Source organism: Shinella lacus (assembly GCF_010994755.1).
Lineage (GTDB): Bacteria > Pseudomonadota > Alphaproteobacteria > Rhizobiales > Rhizobiaceae > Shinella > Shinella lacus.
Genome location: NZ_WHSB02000019.1, coordinates 51946 through 64142 on the forward strand (window position 1 = coordinate 51946; position 12197 = coordinate 64142).

General features: G+C 65.4%; 12 protein-coding genes and 1 pseudogene. 8 read left to right on the forward strand and 5 right to left on the reverse strand.

Going from position 1 to position 12197, the window contains the following annotated elements:
* Positions 1–188: 188 nt before the first annotated feature.
* Positions 189–362 (forward strand): YdcH family protein, encoded by a 174-nt coding sequence (locus GB927_RS30330; RefSeq protein WP_256120957.1) that lies wholly within the window; start codon positions 189–191, stop codon positions 360–362.
* Between the two features lie 179 nt (positions 363–541).
* Here GB927_RS30330 and GB927_RS30335 read toward each other — a convergent pair whose 3' ends face one another.
* Positions 542–802: an ArsR/SmtB family transcription factor gene (locus GB927_RS30335; protein ID WP_256120958.1), complete on the reverse strand. Its 261-nt coding sequence runs from the start codon at positions 800–802 to the stop codon at positions 542–544.
* A 72-nt stretch (positions 803–874) separates the two neighbouring features.
* A complete protein-coding gene (locus GB927_RS30340; protein ID WP_256120959.1) occupies positions 875–1645 on the reverse strand; it encodes a sulfite exporter TauE/SafE family protein in 771 nt (256 codons plus the stop codon).
* 119 nt (positions 1646–1764) lie between these two features.
* Between GB927_RS30340 and GB927_RS30345 the strand changes: the two genes are divergently transcribed.
* From GB927_RS30345 to GB927_RS30370, 6 genes are all read left to right on the forward strand, one after another.
* On the forward strand, positions 1765–2418 hold the full coding sequence (locus tag GB927_RS30345) for a thiamine phosphate synthase (RefSeq protein WP_256120960.1): 654 nt from the start codon (positions 1765–1767) through the stop codon (positions 2416–2418).
* A gap of 8 nt (positions 2419–2426) precedes the next feature.
* Positions 2427–3566: a tetratricopeptide repeat protein gene (locus GB927_RS30350; RefSeq protein ID WP_256120961.1), complete on the forward strand. Its 1140-nt coding sequence runs from the start codon at positions 2427–2429 to the stop codon at positions 3564–3566.
* Between the two features lie 181 nt (positions 3567–3747).
* A complete protein-coding gene (locus GB927_RS30355) occupies positions 3748–4548 on the forward strand; it encodes an inositol monophosphatase family protein (RefSeq protein ID WP_256120962.1) in 801 nt (266 codons plus the stop codon).
* A 110-nt stretch (positions 4549–4658) separates the two neighbouring features.
* Positions 4659–5738 (forward strand): MotA/TolQ/ExbB proton channel family protein, encoded by a 1080-nt coding sequence (locus GB927_RS30360; RefSeq protein WP_256120963.1) that lies wholly within the window; start codon positions 4659–4661, stop codon positions 5736–5738.
* A complete protein-coding gene (locus GB927_RS30365; protein ID WP_256120964.1) occupies positions 5739–6770 on the forward strand; it encodes a peptidoglycan -binding protein in 1032 nt (343 codons plus the stop codon).
* 209 nt (positions 6771–6979) lie between these two features.
* Positions 6980–8623 carry an FAD-binding dehydrogenase gene (locus GB927_RS30370; RefSeq protein ID WP_256120965.1) on the forward strand — a complete coding sequence of 548 codons (1644 nt, stop codon included), beginning with the start codon at positions 6980–6982 and terminating at the stop codon, positions 8621–8623.
* A gap of 19 nt (positions 8624–8642) precedes the next feature.
* Here the strand turns inward: GB927_RS30370 and GB927_RS30375 are convergent, their stop codons facing one another.
* Entirely contained in the window at positions 8643–9602 is a 960-nt protein-coding gene (locus GB927_RS30375) for a Bug family tripartite tricarboxylate transporter substrate binding protein (RefSeq protein WP_305112926.1), read from the reverse strand.
* Between the two features lie 128 nt (positions 9603–9730).
* Positions 9731–11554, reverse strand: coding sequence for an ABC transporter transmembrane domain-containing protein (locus GB927_RS30380; RefSeq protein ID WP_256120967.1), 1824 nt, complete (start codon positions 11552–11554; stop codon positions 9731–9733).
* 190 nt (positions 11555–11744) lie between these two features.
* On the opposite strand from GB927_RS30380, the gene rpmE reads away from it, so the two are divergent.
* Complete coding sequence (gene rpmE / locus GB927_RS30385; protein ID WP_256120968.1) at positions 11745–11966, forward strand: 50S ribosomal protein L31; 222 nt, start codon at positions 11745–11747, stop codon at positions 11964–11966.
* A gap of 88 nt (positions 11967–12054) precedes the next feature.
* On the opposite strand, the pseudogene GB927_RS34525 reads toward rpmE, so the two are convergent.
* Positions 12055–12181 (reverse strand): annotated as a pseudogene (locus GB927_RS34525) (endonuclease domain-containing protein); the annotation flags it as partial.
* Between the last annotated feature and the right edge of the window lie 16 nt (positions 12182–12197).

Sequence of the window (12197 nt, forward strand, 5' to 3'; positions counted from 1 at the left end):
GGCTGACCCGCGTCCCCCAGCCTGTATGAAGGCTGCTCGTACCACGAAACCCCTGGTAACGGGAAGTTATCCCTCGCCACGTTTTCGCCTTCGACAAATGAAAAATGACATGGCACACTGAAACTGTTGCAACCTGGACCACCCGGCGTGCGAATGACCGGGTGCAAGCAAAAGGAAGGAACTGTCACATGACGATTGAGGCTCATCTGGCCACGCTCGAAAAGAAGCACTTCGCTCTGGAAGAGGAGTTGCATGAAGCGATGAACCAACCTTCTTCTGAAGATCGTACGATCGCCGACATCAAGCGTCGCAAGCTGCGCATCAAGGATGAGATCGAGCGTCTTCGCTCCTCAACTCACTGAAAGACAGGGATTTTTCCAAAGTTACAGATGGAGTGACGGTCGCGAAACAGTTGGTCTGAATGGGAGGACCAGGGTAGGAGCCCAATTCGCGAAACTGCCTCCGGTAAACGTAATCATAGACAAGCAGGCGCCCTGGCCGTCGATCGACGCGCCGGGGCGTTCTGTTTTGGAACAGATGTTCAGGACCAGAACTGGTCGAGCCAGAGATTGAGCTTGTCGAAGCCCTTGGCGTTGATCGCGTAGATGCGCCTGGTGCCCTCGGATTTGACGCTGACGAGATTGCAGTCGAGCAGGGCCTTCAGGTGTTGCGAGACCGCCGGGCGGCTGATCGGCAGGCCCTCGGAGAGCTCGTTGACCGTGCGGGGCGCGCGGCGCAGCTCCTCCAGCAGGAACCTGCGGTTGGGATCGGCAATCGCAGAGAAGGGGTCCGGGTGCGCCATGGCCGAAAGCTATGGCAAAGCAGCATGTGCGGCAAGCTTTTTGTGCGCTGCGAAGAGCCTGATTTTCGGGCCTCAGAGAATGGCCACGATGCCGTCATAGACGAGCTTCAGGCCGGCGATGAAGGCCATGGCATACATGAAGGGATAGAAGACATCCGGCTTCATGCGCTTGACGGCGAAACCGCCGAGCGCCGTCGTCGCGATCGCCAGCGGCACGAGCGTCGCCGAGATCGTCAGGTTCGTCGTGTCGAGCTGGCCGAGCGCGAAATAGGGGCCGAGCTTGATGAAATTGATGATCGCGAAGAAGCGCACGGCCGCACCTGTATAGTCGCGCGGCGGCAGCTTCAGCGGCAGGCCGTAGACCTGGAAGGGTGCTCCGCCCGAATGGGCGACGAAGCTGCCATAACCGGCGAGCGTGCCGAAGAAGGCGGCGGGCACGACGCGGTGCGGTTTCGGCTGGACGACATAGCCTTGGCGCGCGCGGTAGCTGTTGTAGAAGTAGCGGATCGCGAAGAGCACGGTGATGACGCCGATGATGAGGCGCAGCGCATCGCGCGGCACATAGGCCGACGTCGCCCAGCCGATCGCCACGCCGACAAGGGCGCCGGGCAGCAGCATCTTCAGGAGCGTGCGGTCGTTGTGGTCGCGCCAGATCCACAGCGAGACGACATCCATGACGACGAGGATCGGCAGAAGGATGACGGCGGCCTGCACCGGCGGAACGGCCATGGCGAGGATCGGCACGCCCATCAGCGCCAGCGCCTCGCCCATGCCGCCCTTCGTCATGCCGACGAGGATGACGGCGGGTATGGCGGCGTAGTAGATTGAGGGGTCGATGGACATGGTGGGCGATTGATCCTGTTGGTTCTTCCGTCTATCCGCTTTGATCTGTTATGACGAGCCCCGAAGGCCGTGACCGGCCCCAGAAATCAACGGCTGAAATTCAAGGAAGTGCAACATCCATGTCTGACGTCGAATCCCGCTGCCGCCTGGTGCTGATCCTTCCCGAGGGCGAGGACCTGTCCGCGCGCGCCGCGATGCTGGAGGGCGCGCTGAAGGGTGGCGACGTCGCCTCGGTGATCCTGCCGCAATATGGGCTCGACGACGGACAGTTCCAGAAACATGCCGAGGCGCTGGTGGCGATCGTCCAGCAGGCGGGCGCGGCAGCGCTCGTCGCCGGCGACACGCGCGTGGCCGGCCGGGTGAAGGCCGACGGCATCCATGTGACGGGCGGCGCGCAGGAGCTGGGCGAAACCATCGAAAAATTCACGCCGCAGTTCATCGTCGGCGGTGGCAATGCGACCGATCGGCACAAGGCGCTGGAGATCGGCGAGGTGCAGCCGGACTATATCTTCTTCGGCAAGATCGGCGGCGACATCAAGCCGGAGGCGCATCCCAAGAACGTGGCGCTCGCCGAATGGTGGGCGTCCATGATCGAGATCCCCTGCATCGTGCTCGGCGGTGCCGATCCGCAATCGGCGCTGGCTGTCGCCGAGGCCGGGGCGGAGTTCGTGGCGCTCGACAAGGCGGTTTTTGCCGACCCCGCGCAGGCGCCGCATGTGGTGGCCGCGGTCAACGCGTTGCTTGACGAAAAAGCGCCACGGTTTGGGCAATAGTAGACACCATGATCAGGGTCCTCTTCTTGCAAGCTTGCCGTATCGCGCCGGTGGCGTTCCTCGCCACGGGCGTTTTCGTGGCCGCGCCCGCTTGGGCGCAGACGGCCAAGAAAGGCCCGTCCGTCACCGCCGGCGATAACGGAACGATGCCGAAGAAGGACACCGTGGTGGAGACCGCACCGGCCTCCGCGGAAGACACCCCCGTCAAGACGGAGGAGGACAAGCCCGCCGACGGCCCGTCGACCGGCCTCTCCGTGCTCGATCGCATGGGCGCGGACCTGCCGGCGCTGCCGGCGGAAAAACCTTTCACCGGCAAGATCGACGAGGCGTTCGGCGCCTTCCAGCGCGGCCGTTACCTGACGGCGATGGAACTTGCCCTGCCGCGCGCCCAGCTCGGCGACCCGGCGGCGCAGACGCTGGTGGCGGAAATCCTCGACCGCGGCCTCGGCGTCAAGCGCAACCGCGAACAGGCGATGTTCTGGTACGAGCAGTCGGCCAATGGCGGCGACCCGACCGGCATGTTCAAATATGCGATCCTGCTGATGGAGCGCTCCCGCTCCAAGGAGGATCGCGCCAAGGCCGACGAATTGATGAAGAAATCGGCCGATCTCGGCAATGCCTCGGCGCAGTTCAACTACGGGCAGGTGCTGGTGGCCGATTCCCCCGGCGACAAGGGCCTTGCGGCCGCACTGCCCTATTATGAGAAATCCGCGGAACAGGGCATTGCGGACGCGCAATATGCCGTCTCGCAGATCTACCTCAACCTGAAGGGCTTGCCGGAGGAAAAGACGAAGCGCGCGCGCGAATGGCTGCTGCGCGCCGCCCGCGCCGGCTACGACACCGCCCAGCTCGATCTCGGCATCTGGCTGGTGAACGGCACGGGCGGCGAACGCGACTACGATGCCGGCTTCAAATGGCTGAAGCGCGCGGCCGATGGCGGCAATCCGGTCGCCCAGAGCAAGCTCGCCCAGCTCTATATCCATGCGCTCGGAACGAAGCCCGACCCGATCCAGGCGGCCAAGTGGTTCGTGTTGGCGCGCCGCGCCGGGCTCAATGACCCCTTGCTCGAAGATTTCTATCTCGGCCTCAACGACGACCAGCAGAAGGCGGCGGTCGACGCCGCAAACAAGTACCGCTCGGGCTCCTGAAGCCTCCCGCATTTACCCTGTTGCGCGATTGCATACCCTGCATTGCAGCGGATGCAGGGGCTGAAGGCTTGAAACTTCGGGGGATTTGTGGTCTTGAGGCGCCATATTCCGGTCCTGGCGCGTTTTCGCGCCGCGGCTTGCCGTTCCGAAGCGCCGGACATTCCCGAAGGATTTTTGTTACATGGCTCGTTCAGCTCTTCTCAACGTCATGGTTCAGGCCGCCTTCAAGGCCGGCAAGTCGCTCGCCCGCGATTTCGGCGAAGTGCAGAACCTGCAGGTTTCGCTCAAAGGCCCCGGCGATTACGTCTCCCAGGCCGACCGCAAGGCGGAAAAGCTGCTGCGCGAGGAACTGCTGAAGTCGCGGCCGACCTATGGTTTCCTCGGTGAGGAATCCGAGGAGATCATCGGCACGGACGGCGCGCATCGCTGGATCGTCGATCCGCTCGATGGCACGACCAACTTCCTGCACGGCATTCCGGCCTTCGCCGTCTCGATCGCGCTGGAGCGCAATGGCGAGATCGTCGCGGCCGTGGTGCTGAACCCGGCGACCGACGAGCTCTTCACCGCCGAGCGCGGCGGCGGCGCCTTTGTCAACGACCGCCGCCTGCGCGTCGCGGCCCGCAAGAACCTGTCGGATGCCGTCATCGGTTGCGGCGTGCCGCATCTCGGCCGCGGCAACCACGGCAAGTTCCTCGTCGAGCTGCGCCACGTCATGGGCGAAGTCGCCGGCATGCGCCGCCTCGGCTCCGCCTCGCTCGACCTCGCCTATGTCGCCGCCGGCCGTTTCGACGGTTTCTGGGAGCGCGACCTCATGCCGTGGGATCTCGCAGCCGGCCTTCTCCTGATTCGCGAGGCCGGCGGTTATGCAACCGATCTCGACGGCGGCAATGCCATGTTCGATACCGGCACAGTGGTCGCCGGCAACGAATATATCCACAAGGCGCTGCGCGACGTGGTGCATCGCCCGGTGCCGACGCGCTAACAGCGTGTGATAGCGGCGCTTTCCTGCGCCGCTGTGGCCGGCAAGCCCTTCAATTCGGCATAATCTTCCTCTAGTCTCCCGCCCGACCGAGGAAGTGGAGATGCGACTACATGGCTAAGCTGGCGCTGTCGGGTTGGGGAGGGTCGGCCGAGTCCGGGGACGATTATCCCCACAAACTCTCGAGCCCCATGGCGTTCTTCTGGACGATGGTGATCTTCCTCATCATCGTCGGGTTCGTCGCTGCCATTCTCTTCCGCCAGGCGCAATCGGCCTTCCTCAGCAATCCGGGTCTCAACGGCCTCATCATCGGCGTGCTGCTGATCGGCATCCTGCTGGTGTTCAACCATGTGCTGGCGCTTCGGCCGGAAGTGCGCTGGTTCAATTCCTTCCGCGCGGCAGGCAGCGCGGAAAAAGTCGGGCGCGACCCGGTGCTGCTCGCGCCGATGCGTTCGCTGATCGGCCGGCGCCATTCGATGGCGCTGTCGACAGCGGCGCTGCGCTCCATCCTCGATTCCATCGCCACCCGCCTCGACGAATCGCGCGATACGTCGCGCTACCTCATCGGCCTCCTCGTCTTCCTCGGCCTGCTCGGCACCTTCTGGGGCCTGCTCGGCACGATCGGCTCGATCAGCGCGGTCATCCAGTCGCTCGATGCCGGCGGCGGCACGGCGAACGACATTCTCACCGCCCTCAAGGAAGGTCTCTCCGCGCCGCTCGAAGGCATGGGCACGGCCTTCTCCACCTCGCTCTTCGGTCTTGCGAGCTCGCTGATCCTCGGCTTCCTTGATCTCCAGGCCGGCCGCGCGCAGAACCGCTTCTATACGGAGCTGGAAAACTGGCTCTCCTCCGTCACCGATGTCGGCTCGGAGCTCCAGCCGGCGGCCGACCTCGCGGCGTCGTCCGCCACCGACGTGCAGGCGCTGGCCCAGCAGATCCTGAAACTCGCGCAGGAAGGCGGCGCCGGCCGCTCGACCGCGGCGATGGCGAGCCTTGCGGAAGGCATTCAGGGTCTCGTCAAGAACATGCGCAGCGAGCAGCAGATGCTGCGCGACTGGATCGAGGCGCAGCAGGAGGAATCGAAGGCGCTGCGCCGCACGCTGGACAGGATCGCCGCGCGCAGCGGTGAAAAGGCCGTGGAAAAACTGCCGGAGCGCGTCACGGAAAAAGCCCACAAGGCCGGGGGCGAATAAATGGCGCTCGCCCGCAACCGGCGCAGCCAGCGGACGGTCGATTACTGGCCGGGTTTCGTCGATGCGCTGTCGACGCTGCTGCTCTCCATCATGTTCCTGCTCACCGTCTTCGTGCTGGCGCAGTTCTTCCTCAGCCGCGAAATCTCCGGCAAGGACGACGTGCTCAACCGGCTGACCAGCCAGATCAACGAGTTGACGCAGCTGCTGGCGCTGGAAAAGAGCGGCAAGCAGGATCTCGAAGATTCGCTCGCCAATCTCCAGGCCTCGCTCGCCCAGTCGGAAAGCGACCGCACTCGCCTGCAGCAATTGCTCGATAGCGGCGCCGGTGCTTCCGATGTCGCAACGGCCCGCGCGACCACGCTGGAAGGCGAGCTAGATGCGGAAAAGCAGGTGACAGCGCGCGCCATGAGCCAGATCGAGCTCCTCAACCAGCAGATTGCGGCGCTGCGCAGCCAGATCGCCGCCGTGGAGGAGGCGCTCCAGGCCTCCGAGGCGAAGGACCAGTCCTCGCAGGCGAAGATCGCCGATCTCGGCCGCCGCCTCAACGTCGCGCTGGCGCAGCGCGTGCAGGAACTCAACCGCTACCGGTCCGACTTCTTCGGCCGCCTGCGCGAAATCCTCTCCGACCGCGAAAACATCCGCATCGTCGGCGACCGCTTCGTCTTCCAGTCGGAAGTGCTGTTCCCCTCGGGCGGCAACGAGCTGAACGCGGAAGGGCAGGCGGAGATGGGCAAGCTCGCCACCGCGTTGCTCGACCTTTCGCGTGAAATCCCCGCCGAGATCAACTGGGTGCTGCGCGTCGACGGCCATACCGACAATGTGCCGCTCTCCGGCACCGGCCGCTACCGCGACAACTGGGAGCTCTCCTCCGCCCGCGCGACCTCCGTCGTGAAGTTCCTCATCGCCAACGGCGTGCCGGCCAACCGGCTCGTCGCGGCGGGCTTTGGCGAGTTCCAGCCGATCGCCGAAGGGCAGGACGACGCGGCGCGCGCCACCAATCGGCGTATCGAGTTGAAACTCACCGAACGCTAAGACCGATCAACACTCAGCCCAGGCCGGCCTGCAAACGGCGATTTTCCGTGCTTCCGGTGCTCACGTACTGAAAGTACGCTGCGCTCCGGGTCACGGAAACTCACCATTTTCGGCACAGCCTGAACTGAATGTCGATCGGTCCTAGCCGCCTTCGTTGATCTTACGCAGACGTGCGCGTAAGTTTTCCCGATAGGGGCGGGAGGCTTGCGGTGGATTGCGATCTGTTGGTAATCGGGGCGGGGCTTGCGGGCCTCGTGGCGGCGACGGAGGCGGCCGGCCGCGGCTTTAAGGTCATCGTCATCGACCAGGAGGGCGAGCAGAGCCTTGGCGGGCAGGCCTTCTGGTCGCTCGGTGGACTGTTCTTCATCGACAGTCCGGAACAGCGGCGCCTGCGCATTCGCGACACTCTCGCGCTCGCCCGGCAGGACTGGTTCGGCTCGGCGGGCTTCGACCGGCCGGAGGATCACTGGCCGCGCCTGTGGGCGGATGCCTATCTCGACTTTGCCAGCGGCGAGAAACGCGCCTGGCTGCATGCCATGGGCATGCGCTGGTTCCCCGTCGTCGGCTGGGCAGAGCGTGGCGGCGGGCTTGCCACCGGGCACGGTAATTCGGTGCCGCGCTTTCACGTCACCTGGGGCACCGGCCCGGGTGTGTTGGCGCCTTTCCTCAAGCGGGCCGAGGCGTTGCGTGCGTCCAAGGCGCTCTTCTTCCGCTTCCGCCATCGGGTGGACGGCCTCATCGTCGAGAACGGCGCGATCGTCGGCGCGCATGGCGCCGTGCTGAAGCCGGACAATGCCGGGCGGGGCCGGTCGAGCTCACGCGAGGTCGTGGGCGATTTCAGCCTGCGCGCCGGCGCCGTGCTTGTCGCCTCCGGCGGCATCGGCGGCAATCCAGATCTCGTGCGGCAGAACTGGCCGCGCGACCGCCTCGGCGAACCGCCGGATTTCATGGTGAGCGGCGTTCCGGCCCATGTCGACGGGCGCATGCTGGCGATTGCGCAGACGGCCGGCGGCTCCGTCATCAATGGCGACCGCATGTGGCATTACACCGAGGGCCTCCGGAACTGGGATCCGATCTGGCCGGGCCATGGCATCCGCATCCTGCCGGGGCCATCCTCGCTCTGGCTCGATGCGACGGGCCGGCGTTTTGCGGCCCCCGCCATGCCGGGTTTCGACACGCTGGCGACACTGAAGGCGATCCGCGCGACCGGCCATGACCATAGCTGGTTCATCCTGACGCGGGCGATCATCAAGAAGGAATTCGCGCTCTCCGGGTCCGAGCAGAACCCCGATCTCACCGGCAAGGACATCCCGCTGCTGCTGAAACGCCTCGGCCGGAACCCGCCCGGCCCGGTGCAGGCCTTCATGGACAAGGGTGCGGATTTCGTGGTGCGCAACGATCTCGCCGACCTCGTCTCCGCCATGAACGGTCTCACCGGCGAGCCGCTTCTGGACGTGGCGCGGGTGCGGGCCGAAGTGGAGGCGCGCGACCGGGAGATCGACAACCCCTTCTCCAAGGATGCGCAGGTCACAGCGATCCGCGGCGCGCGCGCCTATCTCGGCGACAGGCTGATGCGCACGGCGCGGCCGCACCGGCTGCTCGATCCGAAGGCCGGACCACTGATTGCCGTGCGGCTCAACATCCTGACGCGCAAGACGCTGGGCGGCTTGCAGACCAATCTGTCCGGGCAAGTGCTGGAGCTTTCCGGCAAGCCGGTGCCGGGCCTCTATGCGGCGGGCGAGGCGGCCGGTTTCGGCGGCGGCGGCTTGCATGGCTACAATGCGCTGGAGGGCACGTTCCTCGGCGGCTGCCTGTTTTCCGGCCGCGTGGCGGGAAGGGCGGTCGGCGCCTGAAAGCGCCGACCGGAGATGATCAATCCATCTGGATCTTGGCGCCTTCGACGACCGGCTTCCACTTGGCAAGCTCGGCGGTCACATGTTTGCCGAGTTCCTCCGGCGTCGAGCCGACGATCGTCGCGCTGAACTCCTTCATGCGCTCGATGACGGCGGGGTCCTTCAGCGTGTTGTTGGCCGCCTCATTCAGCTTGGCGACGACCTCCGTCGGCGTGCCGGCCGGCGCAAAGAGCGCGTTCCACGTATAGGTCTCGTAGCCGGGAATGCCGGATTCGGCGATGGTCGGCACATCCGGGAAGGAGGCAGCGCGTTCCTTCGTCGTGACGGCGAGCGCGCGCAGCGTGCCGGCCTTGATGTGGGCGGAGGAGGAGGGCAGGTTGTCGAACATGATCGGGATCTGGTTGCCGATCACGTCATTCAGCGCCGGACCGGAGCCCTTGTAGGGCACATGCTGCATGCTGACGCCGGCCATGCTCTTGAAGAGTTCGCCGGAAAGGTGCAGCGGCGTGCCGTTGCCCGAAGAGGCATAGCTGTAGCCCTGCGGATCGGCCTTCAGGAGCGCCAGCAGCTCCTCGACATTCTTCGCCGGCAGTTCGGGATTCACCACCAGCACGTTCGGCACGACGACGAGCAGCGAGACGGGCGCAAAGTCCTTTTCCGCATCATAGGGTTTCGTCTTGAGGATGAGCGGGTTCAGCGCATGGGTGGCGACGGTTCCCATCAGGATCGTGTAGCCGTCCGGGTCCGCGCGCGCCACGCGGTCCGCACCGAGGCTGCCGCCGGCACCGCCGACGTTCTCCACGATGACCTGCTGGCCAAGCCCCTCCGACATCTTCTGCGCGATGATGCGCGCGACCACGTCCGTCGAGCCGCCGGCGGCGAAGGGCACGACGAGCGTGATGGTCCGGTCGGGAAATTGCTGGGCGCTGGCGGGCAGGCCGAGTGCCAGAGATGCCAGCACGGTGGTGCCGAGGGCCATGAGGGTACGGCGGGTGATCGTCGAAAATGCCACGGGGTTCTCCTCCCAATAGTGACGCCGGCCAAGAATGACGCAGGTCGCCCCTTCACAATAGGGCGGCAGGCCGGGGAGGCAAGGGCAGGTAACGGTTAACTCGCCGCGCGGTCTTCTCCCAGGAAAGCCTGGCCGCCATGATCGAACTGCAACCGGGCAAGGCGGGCATAGAGGCCATCCTGGCGGATCAGCGACTGGTGCGTGCCCTCCTCGACGACGCGGCCGGCCTCCATGACGAGGATGCGGTCGGCCTTGAGCACGGTCGCAAGGCGATGCGCAATGACGATCGTCGTGCGCTTGCCCATCTGGCCGTCGAGCGCCTTCTGCACCAGCGTCTCGCTTTCGGCATCGAGCGCGGAGGTCGCCTCGTCGAGCAGCAGCAGGGGCGCATCCTTCAGGATGGCGCGGGCAATCGCGATGCGCTGGCGCTGGCCGCCGGACAGGGTCACGCCGCGCTCGCCGACCATCGTGTCGCACCCCTTGTCGAGGCGCGCGATGAACTCTTCCGCCTGTGCGGCGCGGGCGGCGGCCTGCACCGCCTCGTCGCTGACATTGGTCAGTCCGAAGGCGATGTTGTCGCGGATCGTCGCGGCGAAGATGGTGACGTCCTGTGGCACCAGCGCGATGCGGCGGCGCAGCTCTTCCGGGTCGGCGGCGCGCAGGTCCACGCCGTCGAGCGAGATTCTGCCGGCATCGGGATCGTAGAAACGCAGGATGAGTGACAGGATCGTGCTCTTGCCGGCGCCGGAGGGGCCGACGATGGCGACGGTCTCGCCGGGTTTCACCGCGAAGCTCAGGCCGTTGACGCTGCGATAGCCGGGACGGGCAGGGTAGGAGAAGTGCACGTCCTCGAAGGCGAGTTCGCCGCGGGCGGGCTGCGGCAGTGCGACGGGATGGGCAGGCGCCTTGATCGCCGGGTTTTCGGCGAGCAGTTCCGTCAGGCGTTCGGCGGCACCGGCGGCCTGCGAAAGCTCGCCCCAGACTTCCGACAGCGCGCCGAGGCTGCCGGCGGCGAAGACGGCGTAGAGCAGGAACTGGCCGAGCGTGCCGGGCGAAAGATTGCCGGCGAGCACGTCGCGGGCGCCGAACCACAGGACGGCGACGACGGAACCGAAGATCATGGCGATCGCAAAACCCGTCAGCAGCGAGCGGGCGCGGATGGCGGCGCGGGCGGCTTCATAGGCGCTTTCGACATTGCCGAAGAAGCGGGCGCGGGCGGCTTCTTCCGCATTGAAGGCCTGGAGCGTGCGGGTCGCGCCGATCGCCTCGCCGGCATAGGCGGAGGCTGCGGCGAGTGTATCCTGCGCCTCGCGCGAGCGGCGACGCACGGAGCGGCCGAAGGCGACAAGCGGGAAGACGATGACCGGAATGGCCGCGATGACGAGGCTGGACAGTTTCGGGCTGGTATAGACCATCATCGCGATGGCACCCAGACAGAGGATGAGATTGCGCAGTGCCACCGAGGCCGTCGCGCCGACGGCGGACTTGATCTGCGTCGTATCGGCGGTGAGCCGCGAGACGATCTCGCCGGATTGGTTCACATCGAAGAAGGCGGGCGACAGTTTCGTCACATGGGCGAACACGTCACGGCGGAGATCCGCGACGATACGCTCGCCGAGCGTGATGACGAAATAGTAGCGCATACCGCTCGCGACCGCGAGCAGGCCGGCCAGCACGAAGAGCATCATGAAATAGGTGTTGATGAAGCCTGCATCGGCACCGGAGAAGCCATGGTCGATCATGCGGCGCACGGCGAGCGGCAGGATGAGCGTCGTGATGGCGGCCATGACCAGCGCCACGAGCGCACCGGCGACGAGGCCGCGGTAACGGCCGATATAGGGAAGGAGCCTGCCCAGCGGACGGACGGTCCGGCGCTCGGTTTTCGCCGGCGCGGTTGCTTCTCTGTCTGCGGACACCATACCCCCGTTTCCAGTGCCTGGCGGCACGAATTGTCTTTCGGCTCTTGTTATCCAGACGGCCTTCATGTATAGGCTCGCCATCGAATTGGGAAGCCGTAGGTCTAGCCGACCGCGGCTTCATTTACGTCTTTGGCCCCGCTGTCGCAATGCGTTGCGACAAATGGCCCCCGGAACAAGCAGGAAGATTGTCATGAAGGCTGATATCCATCCCGACTACCACGTCATCAAGGTCGTCATGACCGACGGCACCGAGTACGAAACCCGCTCGACCTGGGGTTCGGAAGGCGCAACGATGAACCTCGAAATCGACCCGACCTCGCACCCGGCCTGGACCGGCGGCAACCAGCAGATGCTGGACCGCGGCGGCCGCGTTTCCAAGTTCAAGAAGCGTTTCTCGGGCCTCGGCCTCTAATCTGCTTCTACTAGACGATTTCAAGAACCCGGCTTCGGCCGGGTTTTTTGTTGCCTGCAGTTTGCGGCTTGGCTCGTGCACGCTAAACCCCCTCATCCGGCTGCCGCCACCTTCTCCCCGCTGGGGAGAAGGGGAAGATCGCTGACGTTCCCACTCTCCTTCTCCCCAGCGGGGAGAAGGTGGCCCGAAGGGTCGGATGAGGGGGTGTTCACCAACGGGCAACAAAAAAAC

Bases quoted from the DNA above. Each gene is read 5' to 3' on its own strand.
- GB927_RS30360 (WP_256120963.1), top strand. From the start codon at position 4,659: ATGGCTAAGCTGGCGCTGTCGGGTTGGGGAGGGTCGGCCGAGTCCGGG.
- GB927_RS30335 (WP_256120958.1), bottom strand. From the start codon at position 802: ATGGCGCACCCGGACCCCTTCTCTGCGATTGCCGATCCCAACCGCAGG.
- rpmE (WP_256120968.1), top strand. From the start codon at position 11,745: ATGAAGGCTGATATCCATCCCGACTACCACGTCATCAAGGTCGTCATG.
- GB927_RS30340 (WP_256120959.1), bottom strand. From the start codon at position 1,645: ATGTCCATCGACCCCTCAATCTACTACGCCGCCATACCCGCCGTCATC.
- GB927_RS30345 (WP_256120960.1), top strand. From the start codon at position 1,765: ATGTCTGACGTCGAATCCCGCTGCCGCCTGGTGCTGATCCTTCCCGAG.
- GB927_RS30355 (WP_256120962.1), top strand. From the start codon at position 3,748: ATGGCTCGTTCAGCTCTTCTCAACGTCATGGTTCAGGCCGCCTTCAAG.
- GB927_RS30375 (WP_305112926.1), bottom strand. From the start codon at position 9,602: ATGGCCCTCGGCACCACCGTGCTGGCATCTCTGGCACTCGGCCTGCCC.
- GB927_RS30380 (WP_256120967.1), bottom strand. From the start codon at position 11,554: ATGGTGTCCGCAGACAGAGAAGCAACCGCGCCGGCGAAAACCGAGCGC.
- GB927_RS30365 (WP_256120964.1), top strand. From the start codon at position 5,739: ATGGCGCTCGCCCGCAACCGGCGCAGCCAGCGGACGGTCGATTACTGG.
- GB927_RS30350 (WP_256120961.1), top strand. From the start codon at position 2,427: ATGATCAGGGTCCTCTTCTTGCAAGCTTGCCGTATCGCGCCGGTGGCG.
- GB927_RS30330 (WP_256120957.1), top strand. From the start codon at position 189: ATGACGATTGAGGCTCATCTGGCCACGCTCGAAAAGAAGCACTTCGCT.